The following is a 17,340-nucleotide window of genomic DNA, read 5'->3' as shown; positions in this document are numbered from 1 at the left end:
TCCTTTCGGGGTTTCAAACTATGTTGATTTCTACACTGTCAGCCAAAGTATTGGCGATAAAGCAATATCGATGCGCGCGGTCCTGCATTTGCGCCAGTTCTTCGGTGGTCACGGCAAACCCGGTGTCGAAACGCACCACAGGATGCAGATCGATCCGGGTCACTGACATTTGCCCCTTTGGGTTTTTGCCCAGATGCGCCTCAGCGTAATCGTGATAGCTTGCCACCGGCCAACCCGCTTTGGCCGCCAGCGCCAGAAAGGTCATCATGTGGCAACTGGACAGCGCCGAAGCCAGCGCCTGTTCGGGGTTTGTGTTGTCCGGATCTCCGCCCCAATCTGGGGCGGAGTCCACAAGCATGTCATAGCGGTTGTTGTACTGAACCGTATGTTCGTTGGAATATGTCCCTGTCTGAAACACAGGTGCCGCACGCTGCCAATGCAGCTCAATGGCGAGGTCTGACATTTGAATGGCCTTTGCTGAAGATGCCTTACGCCGCTGCGATCTGCTTTTTGGGATCATAGAACGGACGCTCACAGATGGTCGCACGGGCGGGGCCGGAATTGGTTACCACCTCGACCTCTGCGCCGATGTTGGCATGCTCTGCGGCAACCATGGCCAATGCGATGTTCTTCTCCAGACGTGGTGAATAGACCGCGGATGTCACCTTGCCGATTTCCTCACCGGCGGACTGCACCCCCCAGAAGGTCGTGTTGGGCCCGGTGAGTGGCGCACCGTCGAGGATCAGACCCACCTGCTTGCGGCTGACGCCTTCCTCCTTGATCCGGCGCAGCGCGGCTTTGCCGATAAAGTCGGCCTCCATGTCAAGGTTCACCAGCCGGTCAAAACCCAGCTCGAACGGGTTGGTACCCATGTCCGCATCCGCGTGATAGGATAGCATCCCGCCCTCGATACGCCGGATGGACGACGTGTGACCAGGCTTCAGGCCAAACTCCAGCCCCGCGGCCATGATCGTCTCCCAAAGTAGATCACCCTTGGAGCCGTCACGCAGGTAGATCTCATACCCCAGCTCGCTCGACCAGCCGGTGCGGGACACCACCAGCGGGATGCCGTTCAGTTCAACCTCCCGCAGCCAGTAGTAGCGCAGGTCCATAATCTCGTCACCGAACAGCGCTTTCATGATCTCACCCGACATGGGACCCTGCAATTGCAGCGGCGAGACATCAGGTTCACCAATCGTGACATCAAGGCCGGAATTGATCGCAACCCCTTGCGCCCACAGCAGAATGTCACTGTCGGCCAGCGAAATCCAAAAGTGGTTTTCAGCGAGGCGCAGCAAGATAGGGTCATTCAAGATGCCGCCATCGGCGTTTGTGATCAGAATGTATTTGCACTGCCCCACAGCCATCTTGGACAGGTCACGGCAGGTCAGCATCTGGGTGAATTGCGCGGCATCCGGACCGGTAATTTCGACCTGCCGCTCAACCGCAACATCACACAGGATCGCGTCGTTCACGAGGTTCCAGAAGTTCTGCTCCGGATCCCCGAAATCACGTGGGATATACATGTGATTGTAGACCGAAAACCCTTGCGCGCCCCAACGCACAGTTGCGTCAAAATAGGGCGATTTGCGGATCTGTGTGCCGAAACCAAAATCATCTGCGTGCATTGAAACGTCCTCCCGTTTTGTCCGTGATCCTCCCGACCACAAACTGCCAAACTCTGTCCGAGATATAGTCCGAGAGAGGCAGCGACTGTGGTCTGAAGTTTTTCAATTCGCAGACTGGTCAGGCCGTTTATTGCCCTCCAACAGGACCGATTGGACCGGCTTGCCTATTTTTGACGTTCGCAGATGCCAGCTTTGCGATACTGGGCAAGGCTGACTTCACCTGCCGCGTCGCGAAATGAGTCATGTAGCGATCAATGCCGAGATCTTCGGCATGAAACTCTTCCATCAGATCCTGAAACGCAGAGAGCGTGGGGGTGATCACCTTCATGATGTAGTCGACCCCGCCACCCGTGGCGATGCAGTCAATGATCTCGTCCCGACTGTTGATGAAGGCCTCGAAACGATCAAAGTCTATCTTCCGGTGACGGCTCAACGAGACTGTCACAATCACTTGGGCGAAATCAGCCAGTTGCGCCAATGCGATGTCAGCATGATAGCCACGAATATACCCGGCAGCTTTCAACCGTGTCAGCCGTGCCCAGCAGGGCGTCGCCGAAAGACTGCAAATCTCTGCCAGTCTTGCTTTGCTCAACTGGCCGTGTCTTTGCAGCGCACTCAGAATACGAATGTCTGCGGCATCAAGGGCAAGCTGTTTCATTCACGTCGTCCTTACGGTCTTAGTCATTTGCAGAATGCGGTCATCGACGGTTCTAGCCTGCCCCACCCGCGCCAACGCCCTCTTTTGCGACAAGTATCCACTTTTAACGCCCCGCTGACCTGCGCGCTTTCCCCAACTTCATTGGCGGAGAAAAACGATCTCTTGGCGGTACACCGGCTCGGTGATTGACAATTTGACGAGCAGTAGATTCCTTAGCAGCCGATCATACCTGCTATAGCGACGATGCTACCGACACATCGCGTTCGGCTGTCGCGACAACTGGAACAATGTGCATCGCGATTAGTTTGCCAAACCATACTAGGTCGGTCAGCGCCGAAGAACGTATGACCTGTACACACGGTACTCCCAAGCGCATGAAAGTGTCCGCGGCGTTTGAACTCAAGCGGCAGGAGGCAACAGTGGTAACGACCTCCCAAACGACGACGTACCTTTACCGGATGGCAATGCCGGGTCACATCTGCCCCTTTGGGCTGAAATCAACACGTAGGTGATCGCGTTGATCCTGCAGGGCCATTCCAACCAGTCGGCAACATTGCGGCGCGGCGTCGCGCGCCAGACCGTCAAGGTCCATCGACGCAACATCGACCGTTAATTGATGATCACGTCGCAGGCAGAATTATTCGCGATGCTGAACTGCCTTGTTCTGCGCAGGTGAAGCACGACAGAGAGATGAGGGGATTTGTTACCGCCCAGCCCCCGCGATCACATGCTTCCCGAACACTCGAAACTTTCGTTTGGATCCTCTTTGAGCGCCTCACGGCAGGCCGCGCCTGTCAAAACTCGAACAGAGTCACCACTTCGACCTATTCGTCTGCCCCAGCAGTTTACAACTCACACCTGATCATTCCTGCTGGAGGCAAAAGCCCCACTTCGGTCTGCACGGGCTCAGCACTATGGTTAAACCAGAACTCTTCTGTCGCGGTGCGGCGGGTACGGACCCCTTCAGGCATTTTGCGCAACGCCAGCCCCGCCGCTGTGCCAATGATCGTGATCAACTGATCCAGACCATCCGCATCAAGCCAACCACCACAATAGGTCTGTCTGCCCATTCGCATCGCTACCGGAGCGCCCTGCGCAGTCACAAGGATCACTTCGGCGTCCCCTTCCAATACCTCCAGATAGCGGTGTACCGCGCCGCCATTCGTAAGCGCGACAGGCATATCCGGCCGCAGGCTTTCCACTCGGGAAACAGTCACATCAAGCCCGACAAGCGCAGGTGGCAGCGGATCGGTCGGGATGTTGAAGTGATCATCCCGCGCACCACTACGGGGCCCATAAAGGACTTCGGCATCGCTCTGTTCCAGCGAGGCTTTCAAATCCGCTGGCATATGCATCATGCCTGGCGCGAGTATCAGCCTATAGTCGGCGAAATCGCGCACCTCGGCGGGAAGGATATCAATCGTAAGACCGGCCCGCCGAAGCGCTTTATAGTGGTCGAGGATCAGTTGGAAATAGCTGAGCCCCGCGCCATGCGGCTGCGTCGACCAAGCCCAATCGGCGTCATAATCAAACAAGATCGCCACTTGAGCCTGTGCGGACTGGACCTCAGGCGCGTCTTCCAGCTCCCTCGCCACGTCGCGTGCCTCCTCGATGGCAGGTGCGTCCTTGCTGTCGGGGCGCAGAAGTCCTGCGTGCATCTGTTCTTGTGCGAACGGAGCTTGCCGCCAGCGAAAATAACAAACCGCCTCAGCCCCATGGGCGAAGGCCTCCCAGGTCCAAAGTCGCACCATTCCCGGCAACGGCGCCGGATTGTAGGGGGCCCAGTTCACCGGGCCCGGCTGCTGCTCCATCACCCACCAACGCCCGCGCCCGACAGCACGGTAGAGATCGTGATGCAGCGCCTGGAAATCGGGATCGCCCTGCCGTGCATAGGCGCGTTGTTCTTCGGGCGTCGCACCGACGCGGTCCTCTAGGAACCCAAGCGGATAGCTGTCCCACGTCGCAATTTCCAGATCCTCTCCCAGCTTGAAGTGATCAAAATCGGTGATCCGCCCCATGTAGTTATGAGAAATCGGCGCGGTAGAGCATGCCTTGATAATGTCCACCTGAGCGCGGTTGAAGGCCACCACCTGATCCGAACTGAAGCGTTTGAACGCAAGCACATGCGCGGGGTTAGGTTCCGTCACCGTCAGGTTTGGCAGGCCGATCTCGGAAAAACTGCGGTATTCCATAGACCAGAACACATTGCCCCAAGCCGCGTTCAGGGCATTGATGTCGCCATCGAAAGTCTCAAACAACCAGTCGTGAAAAGCCACTTTGGCGGCGTCGGAATAGCTGATGGTCGTATCATGACATCCATATTCGTTGTCAGTCTGCCATGCTGCCACATAGGGATTGCCGCCGTAACGCTCCGCCATCAGACGGGTGATGCGCTGGCTCTCGGCAAAGTAGCCTTTGTGACTGAAGCAGTAATGCCGCCGTGATCCAAACCCGCGCACCTGCCCCTGTGCATCCACAGCGAACATGTCCGGGTAGCGATCTGCCATCCAACGCGGCGGCGTCGCTGTGGGCGTTCCCAATACCACCTGCAGGCCCTGCGCACCAAGCGTCTCGATCGCGCGATCAAGCCAATCCCAGTGCAGCTCACCTGGGTTAGGTTCGATCTTTGACCAGGAGAACTCACCGATGCGGACCCACGTAAGGCCTGCCTCTTTCATCCGCGCGGCGTCCTGAGCCCAGATTTCTTCCGGCCAATGTTCGGGGTAGTAGCAGATGCCAAGGGTTCGTTTCATGATCGTCTCACAAGATAACTTGATGTTCACGCTGCCCCACGAACGATGTCGGCGCAGCGAAGGTCTGACCAGCGGGGGAGCGGTCCAGTCCCTCGGCTGCTGTGGTGATGTAAAGAGTGGAAAGATCCGCCCCACCAAAGGCCGGGCAGGAGGACTGTGGGGTTGGCACGGAAACAGATGCCAACAAGGCCCCTTCAGGACTGTAGCAGGCCACGCGCCCTGCGCCCCATTGCGCGTTCCAGAGGTTGCCATCCGCGTCCACGACCGCGCCATCGGCGCCAAAATCCTCGGCGCTGAAATCAAGATAGACTTCAGCCTCCCCTTCAGGCCAACCGGACTGAACCGCCAGCGGCTGGCGCAAGATCGTGCCCACATTGGTGTCGGTATAATACGCACAGGAGCGATCAGGCGCGAAGCAGATCGCGTTTGAAATGGTCACATCCGACACCAGTTGGCGCAACTCGCCGCGATAGTAGCGATAGATGGCCCCTGCCCCTTTTTCTGCGTGAAAGCCCATGGTGCCGATCCAAAATCCCCCCCACGGATCCGCGCGCCCATCATTGGAGCGTGTTGTCGGATTATCCGCCTCCAGAGGACACAAAAGCACGCGCTCTTCGCTCAAGAGGTCGAACCGCCAAAGGCCAGTTTGGCTGGCGATGACCAGCGTATCATGATCCACCCAACCGGCAGCAGAGACGCATTCGTCAAACTGCCAGATGCGCGTCTCATCCCCCTCGACCGAGAGCATCCGCTTGCCGAGAATGTCGAACCAAAAGAGCTGCTGGCGCTCCGGGTGCCAAAGCGGTCCCTCTCCGAGTGCACAGGCCACATCACTGAAAACCGACGCGTTCACGAAAACGCCTCGTCATAGGCACGAACCATTTTCCGTGCGTTGGCTGCGATCTCTGCAACCGTATAGCCGGGCTGAAAGAGATTTGACCCGATCCCGAAACCACTGATCCCCGCCGCCTTCCAATCGGCAAAATTCGCAGGCCCCACGCCGCCCACCGCATAGGTCGCGGTACCCGCAGGCAGGATCGTCTTGATCGCCCTAAAGCCATCAACTCCGAGTTTGAAAGCGGGGAAGAATTTCAGCCCATCCGCCCCCGCGCGCAGTGCGGTGAGTGCCTCAGTCGGGGTGAACACACCGGGAAAGGACAGCATCCCTGCCGTTTTGCTCGCCGCGATGACCTCTGGGTTGCAATCGGGCGAGACGACCATCTGCGCACCAATGTCCTGAAGACGCGCGACGGATTGCGTGTCAAGCACGGTCCCTGCCCCGATCAGCGCCCCGCCCGAAGCATGATCCACCATCGCAGAAATACTGTCGAAAGGACTGGGCGAATTCAGCGGCACCTCAATGCGCGTAATTCCGGCTTCGATAAGCGCGTCTGTGACAGGCAATGCTTCCTCGGGTGTAAGCCCCCGCAGGATGGCAATAATATTGCGGCTCATGGATTTATCCTTACTTCATTTGAGCGCGGGCGGCGCTGAGACCGGCCAGCGTGGCTTTTTCCGCTTCAAAGATCTCGACCGTCGCGCCCCCTATTCTGAGAGCTGTGGCGTAGGCCTGCGCGATTGCATTGTCGCCCACGACCACAACCGGGCTCCCCCGCCAGGCGTCACGCATCGCCGCGACCTCCATGCCGAGCAAATATCCTGAGGCGCGCGCACGTGCCGCGACCGGATCAAGATCGTTCAACAAAGCTGCAGCCCGCAGACCAAAGAGCGCGTTGGCCAGGTGATCCGGCCTGGCAGCGCCATCCCGACACCCCGCGTCGAAGGCTTGATCGTCCCAGCCTTCATGCGCCAGCGTATGCCGTAGCACGGAATGGTCGCTGACCAGTTGGAACAACTCACCCGACATAAAGGTCGAAAACCCGGTGATACTGCCCTTTTGAACCGAAACCCATTTGGTATGAGTGCCGGGCAGACAAATGACCCCGTCTAGCTTTAAGTGGGTCGCAAAGACGCCGGCGATCTGGGTTTCCTCGCCGCGCATCACGTCGGCAGGTTCGGGTTGTTTTACACCTGACAGGATATGCACGCGAAGACGCTTGTCCCCTGTTGCAACGCGTGTTGCGGTTTCAAACGAGGGCGGCCTGCACGGAGTTGCCATGTAGGGGGCCTCCGCCCAGCCCTGCCGTGAGCCCGCCATGCCGCAGCACACCACTGTCACTTCCCCGTCCGAGGTCAGATACGGCTCCAGCAAGTTCAAAAGTGTCTGCTCATACTCAGCGGGTGTCAGCCGCGACATGCCTTTGTCAGAATCGATGCGGCAAAGCGGCACCCCATCCGCCCCCATCGGCCAAAGCCGCAGATGCGAGGTGCCCCAATCCACCGCCACCCATTGGGCCGGAGTATGGTTCAGATCACTCATCCTGACACCACAACGCCACCATCCACCACCAGCGCCTGACCAGAGATCATGCGACTGGATTTGGACGCCAGGAAGAGTGTCGATTCAACAATATCCTGGGGTGCGAGATGGTCTTTCAGGCACTGGCGCTCAAGATGCGCGGCAAGCGCCTCCGGCGTCGCCCATTTGTCGAGCTGTTTGTCGGTCAGCACCCAGCCCGGCGCAAGCGCGTTGGCACGGATGCGGTCAGGCCCGAATTCACGGGCAAGGCTCCTGGTCATGCCGTTGATACCGGAATTGGCAGTGGTATAGGCCGGATATCCACTGTTCCCCATCATGTAGCTGATCGACGTGAAATTCACGATTGCGCCACCGCCAAGCTGCTGCATCCCCGGCAGCACCGCCTGGCAGGCGAAAAAGTATGCCTTGAGATTGATTGCCTGCGACCAGTCCCAGAAATCCTCGTCAACATCGAGTGTCGCGTGGCGCTGATCATTCGCAGCGTTATTGACCAACACGCCGATAGGGCCATGCGTGTGTGCGGCATGTGCAATCGCAGCTTTCAGCGCAGCGATATCGGTAATATCACATTGGACAAATAGCGGTCTGTTGCCGGTCTCCCTCTCCATCCGTTCGACAAACTCACTGGCGTCAGAGCGCCCGACAAAAGCCACCTTCGCCCCCTGTTTCAGAAAGCCTTCGGTCAGTGCCGCTCCAATACCAGAACCGCCGCCAGTGATGAAAACGGAGGCCCCCTCAAGGTCACGGAAAGTTGCGTTAAGATCCATATCAGTGGCTCTCCCTTGTCACGGGCCGAGTATCCTTACCCACCAGGAAATCCAGATCCGCGCCCCTGTCGGCCTGCAGGACGTGATCGACGTAGAGTTTCGCATAGCCGCGGGTGTAGTGCGGCTCGTCCGGTCGCCACGCCGCGCGGCGCGCCTCCATTTCTTCTGTTGAGATCAACAGCTCCAGTTCGCCCCTTGAGGCAGACACGCTGATCCGGTCGCCGGTTTTTACCAGTGCCAGCGGTCCACCCGCCTGTGCCTCGGGCGAAACATGCAAAATGACCGTCCCAAAAGCGGTGCCGGACATGCGCGCATCAGAGACGCGGATCATGTCCTTCACCCCTTGGGTCACCAGTTTGCGTGGGATCGGCATATTCCCCACCTCCGGCATCCCCGGATAGCCCTTCGGTCCACAACCCTTGAGCACAAGAATGGTCTCTGCCGTCACGGGCAAATCCTCGCGGTCGATATTGGCCTTCATGTCCTCAATGCTCTCAAACACATAGGCCTCGCCCTCGTGTTCCAGAAGATGGTCCGAAGCCGCAGAGGGCTTCACGATCGCGCCGTTGGGTGCAAGGTTGCCGCGCAGCACCCGCAAGCCGGCAGCTGGTTTCACGGGCGCGTCAAAACGGTGGATCACGTCTTCGTTGAAGCACTCAGCCCCGTCTGCATAGGCCGCAATATCGCCGCCCAGCACCGTCTTGGCGTTGCGCAGATGGCCCTGGCCCTGCAATTCCTTCAGCACCACCGGCATGCCGCCAGCGTAGCAAAAGTCTTCCATCAAGTATTGGCCCGAGGGCATGCAGTTGACCAGCAATGGGATCTCGGACCCGATCTCGAAATCCTTCAGGTCCAGCTCCACGCCAACCCGACCGGCCATTGCCAGAAGATGCACCACCGCATTGGTGGAGCCCCCGACGGCGGCATTTGCGAGGATGGCGTTTTCAAACGCCTGTTTGGTCATCACGTCAGAAGGCTTCAGGTCTTCCTCGACCATTTCGACGATCCGTTTCCCCGTGAGATGAGCCAGTGCCATGCGACGTGAATCTACCGCTGGAAGTGCGGCGTTGGTTGGCAGCGATAGGCCCATGGCTTCCACCAAGGACGCCATAGTCGATGCCGTGCCCATGGTCATGCACACTCCCTTTGAACGGCTCATGCCCGACTCCGCACTCATGAAGTCCTTCAGGGTCATTTCGCCCGCACGCACCGCTTCAGAGAATTTCCACACGTCAGTGCCAGACCCGATATCCTGACCGCGGTATTTGCCGTTCAGCATTGGACCGGAGGAGACGACGATAGACGGCAGGTCGACCGAAGCCGCCCCCATCAGCTGGCCCGGAGTGGTCTTGTCACACCCACCGAGCAGCACAACACCGTCAATCCCATATGCGCGGATCGATTCCTCCACATCCATCGCCAGAAGGTTGCGAAACAGCATGGCCGTGGGCTTCATCTGAGTTTCGCCCAGGCTCATCACCGGGAACTCCACCGGAAAGCCGCCCGCCTCCCAGACCCCGCGTTTCACACCCTCAGCAAGGTCACGCAGGCCAGAGTTACACGGCGTCAACTCGGACCAGGTATTGCAGATTCCGATGATCGGTCGCCCGTCAAAGGCATGATCTGGATAGCCTTGGTTCTTCATCCAGGATCGGTGAATGAAGCCGTCCTTATCCAGCTTGCCGTACCAGCCACGGCTGCGACGGTCTTTGGTCATAGTTTTTCTCCTTCGATCACCCAGATCGTTTCAGGGAATTGCCAGGGAAGCGTCAGCCCCTGCTGCATCAGGATCTGACCGCTGAGTGTGAGCGCCCCGTCCTTCAGTGCCGTGCGTCCCCGAGAAAGGTGGTGCAGCTCGTCGCGGTTGACGAGATCGATCCGGTAAAGCGCGAATGGATCGAGGTCGGTCAGCCGCAACGGGCGCGGCATGATCTGATGCGACGTGCGCGCCTTACCAGCAAAAACCACAAATCGACTGCCGTCGGCCGCCTGCTGCTGTTCTGCAATGACGCTGTCATCCGCACTATCGAGGCGCAGGATGTCCGCACCCATCCGCCAATGGCGGTTGTCTTTCCACCAGGAGGTGACGCGGGTGAGAACGTCGGCCTCCACCTCGGTTAATTCGCGTGGGTCCATCTCGAACCCCATGTGTCGCTGCGCCGCGACCCAGGCGCGCATGTGGATGTCGATCATCCGCCCCGACGTATGGCACCGACGCGGCCCGACATGCGAACCTGTAACCGGCAGCGGCAGGAACAGCGCCGCATCATGCTGGATACGCAGCCGCTCCAGTGCGTCGTTGCTGTCGGACAGCCAAACCCGCTGCGTGAGGCTCAGAATTCCGGCATCAATCCGCCCGCCACCTGAAGCACAGCTCTCGATTTCGACCTCCGGAAAAGCCGTACGCAGGTCTCGCAGAAGCGTATAAATGCCCTCAGATTGTGCCGCATCAGCGACGGGTAACAAACGGTTGTGATCCCATTTCAGGTAGTCGATCCGGTTTGTGCTCAGGATCGTTGAAAGCTTCTCGAACAGGTGGTCCCGCACCTCGCCTCTCGACAGGTCCAGCACACGCTGTTGGCGCCCCTCGATCTGATCGACAGGCCCAAGAATCCAGTCCGGATGCGCCCGCGCCAGATCGCTGTCGAGGTTCACCATCTCCGGCTCGACCCACAGGCCGAAGGTCATGCCGAGGCGTTCGACATGGTCGATCAGTGGCGTCAGCCCCTCGGGCCATTTGCGGCGGTCAATGTCCCAATCGCCCAACGATGAGGTGTCATCATCACGTTTCCCGAACCACCCATCGTCAAGCACGAAACGTTCAGCGCCCAGCTTGGTCGCCCGCTCTGCGATCTCGCTCAGCACGCCGAAGTCATGCTTGAAATAGACCGCCTCCCAGCAATTGTAGTGCACCGGGCGTGGGATATCGGGCTTTGGCCAAACAACCACATGGTCGCGCAGCAGGCGTTGAAAGGCAGTCGCACATCCGTTGAAACCGCGTTGAGACACTGCCAGATATAGCGGCGCGCTGCGAAACCTGGTGCCGGCAGGGCGCGCACCGGACGCATGGCCCCACTGTATCTGACGCCGTCCGGAGGGCAGCTCTTCCGCCAACATCACATGTCCGCCGGACCAGCCATAGTGCATGGCAAAGACGGTGCCTTGGGTATTGGTCGCGCCCGCTTCTGGGAAATAGGCCAAAGGCGGGTGCTCATGACCGGACCGCCCGGACCGTGCCTCACGCTTGTGGATACCCGCGCGCCAGGGGGCGCGTTCCATTTGAAATTCACCGATCCAGCGACCCGAGAAATCCACGATCTCCTGCCCCATTTGCGGCGCTGGCAAAACCGGCGCTGCGAGATGATGCAGTGTGATCTCCTGCTCTGCGGTCAGCGACGTCGAGGCCGCAATGGTCTCGCCCCGCACCTCGAAGTCTATGAACAGCGTCAGGCCAAGCTTGCGATCCCGGCAGGTGAACTGAAGGCCATTTGTCTCTTCCAGCCGGAAACGCGGATAGAGCGGCACGCCATCGCGATAGGCAATCAACCCCGGCTGCCCCTCGAAGGACAGAGCAGCCTCTGGGCATAACGACAGCGGTGGCAGATGATCGATCATCCCCCCCGTCACTTCCTGTTCACAGGCACGGGCCAGCGCGGTCAGATCCGTCTCCGGGTGCAGCGAAGGCCCCCAATAGAGCGCGCCGGGAAGACCGCCGTCAGATGACAGCACCAGCGTTTGGCCCGGCGCATCAATCCGCCACAGTTGCAGATCTTCGCTCATTTCACCGCCCCGAGTGTCAGACCGGCAATGAAATGCCGCTGCATCAGAAAAAACATCGCCACCGGTGGCAGCGCCGCGACGATCGATCCTGCACTCATCAGGTGATAGGCGGCACGATACTGCGCATTAAACGAGGTGATCCCCGCCGTAACCGGCTGGCTCTCGGCGCCCTGGGTCAACACCACTGCCCAAAAATAGTCGTTCCAGATGAAGGTGAAGATCAGCACCGACAACGCTGCGATCGCAGGCTTCATCAACGGCAGCACAACAAACCAGAAAATCCGCCATTCCGCGACACCCTCGACCCGCGCGGCCTCGATCAGCTCAAACGGCAGGGCGCGGATGAAGTTGCGCATGAACAATGTACAAAAACCGGTCTGAAAGGCCACATGGAAAAGCACCAGTCCAAGCTTGGTGTTATAAAGCCCCATATCCAGCGTCAGATCGCGCACCGGCACCATGAGGATTTGAAACGGCACAAAGTTTCCGGCCACAAACATGAAGAACAACAAGAGGTTGCCGCGGAATTTATACACGCCAAGCGCAAAACCGGTCATGCAGGACAGGGCCACCGCACCAATCACCGTCGGTACTGTAATCAGCACCGAATTCAGGAGATAGCGCGGCATGTCAGAAGCAAAGAAAACCTTGCCGTAGTTCTCAAAGCCTTTGAACGCGGAGGGCCAGCCCCAATAGTTGCCGGTGGTGAAATCCACATCCGGCTTGATGGAAAACACGGCCACAGCGATCAGGGGCAACAGCCACAGTACCAGCGCCATCGGCACGAGCGCCTGATAGGTGGCGGCCCAGGCGGGAGAGGATTTCTCGATCGGACGCGGGAACATCAGCGGCCCCCTTTCTCTTCTTGGTACATCGACCACAGGAAGTAGGCGATGAAGGACAGCATGATCAGGAACAGCACCACCGCAATGGCTGCGCCATAGCCCATGCGGAAACCGTATTCTGACAAGGCTTTTTCAAACATGTAAAAGGACAGAACGCGGGACGATCCAAACGGTCCGCCGTTGGTCATGATCGAAATCAGATCGAAAGATCGCAAGGCCCCGATGATCGTCACGACGAAGGCAATGAATGTGGCAGGCCGCAGCTGCGGGATGATGACATACCACAGCATCTTCATGCCCTTTGCGCCATCCAGACGGGCGGCTTCCACTTGCTCGGGGTCCACCGCATTTAGCCCCGTGAGGTAGAGGATCATGCAATAGGCCGTTTGCGGCCAGAGACCGGCAACAATGATACCGTAGGTCACAAGGTTTGGATCACCCAATACATTGACCGTACCAAAGCCGAAAAAACCAAGGATCTGATTCAACAAGCCAAACGTCGGGTCGTAAAACCAGCTGAACACCAGTCCGACCACCACTTGGCTGATCACAAACGGGAAGAAAAACAGAGATTTGTATAGCCGAATACCGACAACGTTCTGGTTCAGGAACAGCGCAATCGCCAGTCCCGCCGGAATCGCCAGCAGATACATCAGCAGCCATTTCAGATTGTTCCACATGGAGACCTCAAAGGCGCGGTCATCCATCAGCTCAATATAATTCTCCGCCCCCACATAGACCGGCTCTCCCAGGCCATCCCAGCGGTAGAACGACAGGTTAAAGCTCTGCACAATCGGAAAGATAACGTAGAACGCGAAGAACAATACGCCCGGCAACAGGAACAGAGCCGGCGCCAGTGCCTGACGGTTGCGCCGGATCCAGCCCGGCGCACCATCTTTAAGCGGAGTTGTTGTGTCAACCAAAGGAGCACCTCCAGGATACACGCACCACGCTGCGGATGATCGCAGGCTGGGTGAGCGAAACGTCAGTTATTGCGGCGAAACGGACATAGAGATCGCGTGGCGGTTTTTGGGCGGAAGCGAGCCCGCCCAAAAATTCACGATCAGTAGATCCGCTGACGGGCCTTCTCGAGACGGTTCAGGACGTCTTCCAGGTTGTCAGGAAACACCATGAACTCTTGAAAGCCCTCCATCGCGATCGAGGCCATTTCTGCCGGGGCGTCGCGGTCAAAGAACTGAGCGATGCCGCCGGGGCTGTTGGAGGACAGCATCTCAAACCCTTGGTTGAGCATTTCGTCCGCATCCACCGAGGACGATGCATTGACCGGCAACTGACCCAAAGCAGGGCCTGCGTTGATCTCGGTCTGCACATCGGCGGAGACCACGTAGCGCAGGAATTCGCGCGCAGCTTCCTTGTTCTGTGCGCCTGACGGGATATGGAACGTATCGGTCGGCGCATCTTCGGCCAGTTCCACATCAGGGTTGATCACCGGGAACTGATAGAAATCCAACTGTTCGTCGCTGAGGCCCGCCTCGCGCAGTGGCGCCACCGCAAAGTTGCCCATGAGATAGGCCGCGGCCTCCCCATTTACCATGAACGGAAGAGCTTCCTGCCAGCTGTAGGACTGATGGTTGTCAATGAAGGCCCCCATATCGATCAGCTCGCGCCAATTTGCGAAGGTCTGCTTCACACGATCATCGGTCCATTCCACGTCACCGTTGGTCAGCGCCATATGGAAGTCATATCCATTGGTGCGCATGTTCAGATAATCAAACCAGCCACCAGCGGTCCAAAGAAACTTGCTACCAATCGTGAAGCACTTGCGGCCCGAGTCCAGGATCTTCTGGCAATTCGACTTGAAGGCTTCCCAGTCCTTGGGTTCTTCCAGTCCCAGCTCGTCATAGATATCTTCGCGGTAGTAAACGCCCCACTGATAGTAGGTATACGGCACGCCCCACTGCTTCCCGTCGAGCGTCATCGCGCCCTTGGTGGAGGCAAGATTGTCGGCAATCGCAGGCTCCGCCCAGAGATCAGAGACATCCTCGAACAGACCGGCCGACACATAGGGGCGCATACGGTTTGCCGCATACCAATTGGCCACGTCCGGCGCATTCGCGGTCAGGAAGTTACGGATCTGTGTCTTATAGGCCTCGCGGTCGATCACGGTCAGTTCGACCGACAGATCCGGATGCAGGGCGTCGAAATCAGATGCCAGCTTCTCCATCACCGCGCGTGGTGCCGGGTTCGACATATCCGAGAAAATCTTGAGCGTCCCGCTCAACTCCGAGGCCTGTGCAGACGCGGTCAAACCAACGACCATCGCAAGTCCTGCGGCCGTTCCCTTCAGCAAGTTCATGGTATCCTCCCTTATTGACTGTCGGTCGCTGGTCTCACATAGTGGAACCCGTTTCCAACTATTGAAACCATGAGAGATTCTAGCTATGAATGTCAACAGTCTCTTCACCCGAGGGTTCTGAGACGTAAGGGAGGACAGCAATGGCAACGCCGGATGCGCCGCAGCGCGGCAACGACGGAACCGTCGGAAAAGCCTTGGAAGTTTTGGATCAGGTCGCGGAATATGGACGTCCAGTGCGCTTTGGAGAATTGCTCGCAGCCTCGCCCCACCCCAAGGCCACGCTCTACCGTCTGATCCAGACGCTGACGAATCAGGGCATGCTGCGCTTCGATGAAGTTCAGCAGACCTATTCACCCGGCCTGCGCTTGGTGCGGCTCGCGCACGCAGCATGGCGGCAAAGCTCGCTCGCGCCGGTCGCCCGCCCGTATCTCGATGCACTATCGGCTGAGGTCGGAGAGACCATTCACCTCGCGCAACTGGATCACGGTCAGGTGCTGTATGTGGACAAGCGCAACGCCCGCACCCCGATCGAGATGTTCAGCCAGGCGGGCAAAATCGGCCCCGGCTATTGCACCGGCGTCGGCAAGGCGATGATCGCACATCTCGACGAAGACGCCCGCGAGGATGCCATCCGGCGGCAAGCGTTTTTCCAGCACACGCCTCACACCTTGGGTGAGGAGACCGATTTTCGCGCCGACCTCGACAGCATTCGCGCGCAGGGGATCGCCTTTGACCGCGAAGAGCATGAGCCTGGCATCATTTGTATCGCCGCCCCGATCCTTTCTTCCAAGGGTCGGGTCATGGGCGGACTTTCCATCACCTCATCCACCGAACGGCAATCGCTGGAAGGGCTCACCACGCTGAAGCCACGGTTGCTAACGACCGCAAACGAGATCGCGGAGGCTGCTGAAAGCTGGCAGTTCCCCACCTGAAGGAGGAGTGGCGTCGGGCCAGGAAACACCCGCGCCCATAGAGAGGACAACATCCATGACAGGCGTAACGCTAACCAATGCCGTGAAGAAATACGGCGAAGTACAAACCATCTTTGATGTGAACCTCGACATCGAGGACGGTGAGTTCTGTGTCTTTGTCGGACCGTCGGGCTGCGGCAAATCCACCTTGTTGCGCATGGTTGCAGGCCTCGAGGAAACGACTTCAGGCCAGATCCATATTGGCAGTCGAGACGTGACCAACGTCGAAGCGGCAGAGCGCGGCGTCGCGATGGTGTTCCAGTCCTACGCGCTCTATCCCCACATGAGTGTTGAAGAAAACATGGGGTTTGGCCTCAAAATGACCGGCCATCCCAAAGAGGAAATCAAGGAAAAAGTCTCTGAGGCCTCCCGCATCCTGCAACTTGACGCATATCTGAAGCGCAAACCCAAGGCTCTGTCTGGCGGTCAGCGCCAGCGCGTCGCCATTGGCCGCGCAATCGTGCGTGGGCCCGATGTCTTTCTGTTTGACGAACCACTCTCCAATCTTGACGCAGAACTGCGCGTCGATATGCGAGTGGAAATCGCACGCCTGCACAAGGAGATCGGCGCGACCATGATCTATGTGACGCACGATCAGGTTGAGGCGATGACACTCGCGGATAAAATCGTCGTCCTACGTGCAGGCCGGGTGGAACAAGTCGGAAAGCCGATGGACCTCTATAACAACCCCGATAATCGCTTCGTCGCGGGCTTTATCGGCTCTCCCAGCATGAATTTTGTCGAAGGCAAGGTGTGCGGTGGCAAGGTCACGGTCGACGCATTTGGCGGTCGTGAGATCACCACCTCTGTGACGCTTCCCCCAGAAGGATCCAAAGTCATTGTAGGTTTGCGCCCTCAGCAAATCACTGTCAGCGCAGGAGGACCCGCGACACTGGACCTGCGCGAGCGGTTGGGCGCGGTTGCCTATGATCACCTGATCTGCGCTGACGGCTCCAAGATCATTGTGGAAACGCGTGGCGAAGATGCGCTTGATGAAGGTGCCTCCATCAGCCTCGATTTTTCGGACAATGATGCCTTCCTATTCGACGCAAAGACAGAAATGCGGCTTCGCTAGCGCCCTGACCCGCTGATTTCGGCTGTTAGCCTCAGCAGCCGAAACCCGCCAGCAGCCGGGTTATATATAGAGGCTGAATAAACGAACTGAATCGCGCCGGGCCTGTCGGAGGCCTAGCTTCTTTTCATGTGCGCATATCGAACACGTCGCGCTGAGCATATGGGAG

The 17,340-nt window shown here is 58.4% G+C and carries 15 protein-coding genes; 2 read left to right on the top strand and 13 right to left on the bottom strand.

Translation table 11 applies throughout. The annotated features are described in order from the left end of the window. Positions 1-13: 13 nt before the first annotated feature. The 13 genes from R0J92_RS17800 to R0J92_RS17740 form a co-directional block, all read right to left on the bottom strand. Complete coding sequence (locus R0J92_RS17800) at positions 14-463, bottom strand: OsmC family protein (RefSeq protein ID WP_106164483.1); 450 nt, start codon at positions 461-463, stop codon at positions 14-16. 25 nt (positions 464-488) lie between these two features. Continuing rightward, positions 489-1,628: a glycine cleavage T C-terminal barrel domain-containing protein gene (locus tag R0J92_RS17795; RefSeq protein WP_411052606.1), complete on the bottom strand. Its 1,140-nt coding sequence runs from the start codon at positions 1,626-1,628 to the stop codon at positions 489-491. 127 nt (positions 1,629-1,755) lie between these two features. Continuing rightward, positions 1,756-2,286, bottom strand: a complete 531-nt coding sequence (locus tag R0J92_RS17790) for an Lrp/AsnC family transcriptional regulator (RefSeq protein ID WP_106164481.1) — start codon at positions 2,284-2,286, stop codon at positions 1,756-1,758. A gap of 845 nt (positions 2,287-3,131) precedes the next feature. After that, on the bottom strand, positions 3,132-5,039 hold the full coding sequence (locus R0J92_RS17785) for a beta-galactosidase (RefSeq protein WP_411052605.1): 1,908 nt from the start codon (positions 5,037-5,039) through the stop codon (positions 3,132-3,134). A 7-nt stretch (positions 5,040-5,046) separates the two neighbouring features. Continuing rightward, positions 5,047-5,892, bottom strand: a complete 846-nt coding sequence (locus tag R0J92_RS17780) for an SMP-30/gluconolactonase/LRE family protein (protein ID WP_411052604.1) — start codon at positions 5,890-5,892, stop codon at positions 5,047-5,049. After that, the gene (locus R0J92_RS17775; RefSeq protein ID WP_411052603.1) at positions 5,889-6,494 is read right to left on the bottom strand and encodes a 2-dehydro-3-deoxy-6-phosphogalactonate aldolase; all 606 of its coding nucleotides are present in this window, start codon (positions 6,492-6,494) and stop codon (positions 5,889-5,891) included. Before R0J92_RS17775 ends, R0J92_RS17780 begins: the two co-directional genes overlap by 4 nt. Positions 6,495-6,504: 10 nt before the next feature. Then, a complete protein-coding gene (locus R0J92_RS17770; protein ID WP_411052602.1) occupies positions 6,505-7,419 on the bottom strand; it encodes a 2-dehydro-3-deoxygalactonokinase in 915 nt (304 codons plus the stop codon). Continuing rightward, positions 7,416-8,186 carry an SDR family NAD(P)-dependent oxidoreductase gene (locus tag R0J92_RS17765; protein ID WP_411052601.1) on the bottom strand — a complete coding sequence of 257 codons (771 nt, stop codon included), beginning with the start codon at positions 8,184-8,186 and terminating at the stop codon, positions 7,416-7,418. The genes R0J92_RS17770 and R0J92_RS17765 overlap by 4 nt, the downstream gene beginning before the upstream one ends. Position 8,187: 1 nt before the next feature. After that, positions 8,188-9,903: an IlvD/Edd family dehydratase gene (locus R0J92_RS17760; protein ID WP_411052600.1), complete on the bottom strand. Its 1,716-nt coding sequence runs from the start codon at positions 9,901-9,903 to the stop codon at positions 8,188-8,190. Continuing rightward, positions 9,900-11,966 carry an alpha-galactosidase gene (locus tag R0J92_RS17755; protein WP_411052599.1) on the bottom strand — a complete coding sequence of 689 codons (2,067 nt, stop codon included), beginning with the start codon at positions 11,964-11,966 and terminating at the stop codon, positions 9,900-9,902. Before R0J92_RS17755 ends, R0J92_RS17760 begins: the two co-directional genes overlap by 4 nt. Then, the gene (locus R0J92_RS17750) at positions 11,963-12,811 is read right to left on the bottom strand and encodes a carbohydrate ABC transporter permease (protein ID WP_106164473.1); all 849 of its coding nucleotides are present in this window, start codon (positions 12,809-12,811) and stop codon (positions 11,963-11,965) included. The genes R0J92_RS17755 and R0J92_RS17750 overlap by 4 nt, the downstream gene beginning before the upstream one ends. After that, positions 12,811-13,734: a carbohydrate ABC transporter permease gene (locus R0J92_RS17745; RefSeq protein WP_411052598.1), complete on the bottom strand. Its 924-nt coding sequence runs from the start codon at positions 13,732-13,734 to the stop codon at positions 12,811-12,813. The genes R0J92_RS17750 and R0J92_RS17745 overlap by 1 nt, the downstream gene beginning before the upstream one ends. A gap of 140 nt (positions 13,735-13,874) precedes the next feature. Then, positions 13,875-15,128, bottom strand: coding sequence for an ABC transporter substrate-binding protein (locus tag R0J92_RS17740; protein ID WP_106164471.1), 1,254 nt, complete (start codon positions 15,126-15,128; stop codon positions 13,875-13,877). Between the two features lie 140 nt (positions 15,129-15,268). Between R0J92_RS17740 and R0J92_RS17735 the strand changes: the two genes are divergently transcribed. Together R0J92_RS17735 and R0J92_RS17730 are read left to right on the top strand one after the other, a co-directional pair. Next, positions 15,269-16,060 carry an IclR family transcriptional regulator gene (locus R0J92_RS17735; RefSeq protein ID WP_411052597.1) on the top strand — a complete coding sequence of 264 codons (792 nt, stop codon included), beginning with the start codon at positions 15,269-15,271 and terminating at the stop codon, positions 16,058-16,060. 55 nt (positions 16,061-16,115) lie between these two features. Then, positions 16,116-17,174, top strand: coding sequence for an ABC transporter ATP-binding protein (locus tag R0J92_RS17730; RefSeq protein ID WP_411052596.1), 1,059 nt, complete (start codon positions 16,116-16,118; stop codon positions 17,172-17,174). Positions 17,175-17,340 lie beyond the last annotated feature (166 nt).

It is taken from the genome of Tritonibacter sp. SIMBA_163 (assembly GCF_046535935.1).
GTDB classification, from domain to species: Bacteria; Pseudomonadota; Alphaproteobacteria; order Rhodobacterales; family Rhodobacteraceae; genus Epibacterium; species Epibacterium scottomollicae.
This window is presented reverse-complemented; position numbering and strand designations above follow the sequence as displayed.

Bases quoted from the DNA above. Each gene is read 5' to 3' on its own strand.
- R0J92_RS17800 (WP_106164483.1), bottom strand. From the start codon at position 463: ATGTCAGACCTCGCCATTGAGCTGCATTGGCAGCGTGCGGCACCTGTG.
- R0J92_RS17795 (WP_411052606.1), bottom strand. From the start codon at position 1,628: ATGCACGCAGATGATTTTGGTTTCGGCACACAGATCCGCAAATCGCCC.
- R0J92_RS17790 (WP_106164481.1), bottom strand. From the start codon at position 2,286: ATGAAACAGCTTGCCCTTGATGCCGCAGACATTCGTATTCTGAGTGCG.
- R0J92_RS17785 (WP_411052605.1), bottom strand. From the start codon at position 5,039: ATGAAACGAACCCTTGGCATCTGCTACTACCCCGAACATTGGCCGGAA.
- R0J92_RS17775 (WP_411052603.1), bottom strand. From the start codon at position 6,494: ATGAGCCGCAATATTATTGCCATCCTGCGGGGGCTTACACCCGAGGAA.
- R0J92_RS17770 (WP_411052602.1), bottom strand. From the start codon at position 7,419: ATGAGTGATCTGAACCATACTCCGGCCCAATGGGTGGCGGTGGATTGG.
- R0J92_RS17765 (WP_411052601.1), bottom strand. From the start codon at position 8,186: ATGGATCTTAACGCAACTTTCCGTGACCTTGAGGGGGCCTCCGTTTTC.
- R0J92_RS17760 (WP_411052600.1), bottom strand. From the start codon at position 9,903: ATGACCAAAGACCGTCGCAGCCGTGGCTGGTACGGCAAGCTGGATAAG.
- R0J92_RS17755 (WP_411052599.1), bottom strand. From the start codon at position 11,966: ATGAGCGAAGATCTGCAACTGTGGCGGATTGATGCGCCGGGCCAAACG.
- R0J92_RS17750 (WP_106164473.1), bottom strand. From the start codon at position 12,811: ATGTTCCCGCGTCCGATCGAGAAATCCTCTCCCGCCTGGGCCGCCACC.
- R0J92_RS17740 (WP_106164471.1), bottom strand. From the start codon at position 15,128: ATGAACTTGCTGAAGGGAACGGCCGCAGGACTTGCGATGGTCGTTGGT.
- R0J92_RS17735 (WP_411052597.1), top strand. From the start codon at position 15,269: ATGGCAACGCCGGATGCGCCGCAGCGCGGCAACGACGGAACCGTCGGA.
- R0J92_RS17730 (WP_411052596.1), top strand. From the start codon at position 16,116: ATGACAGGCGTAACGCTAACCAATGCCGTGAAGAAATACGGCGAAGTA.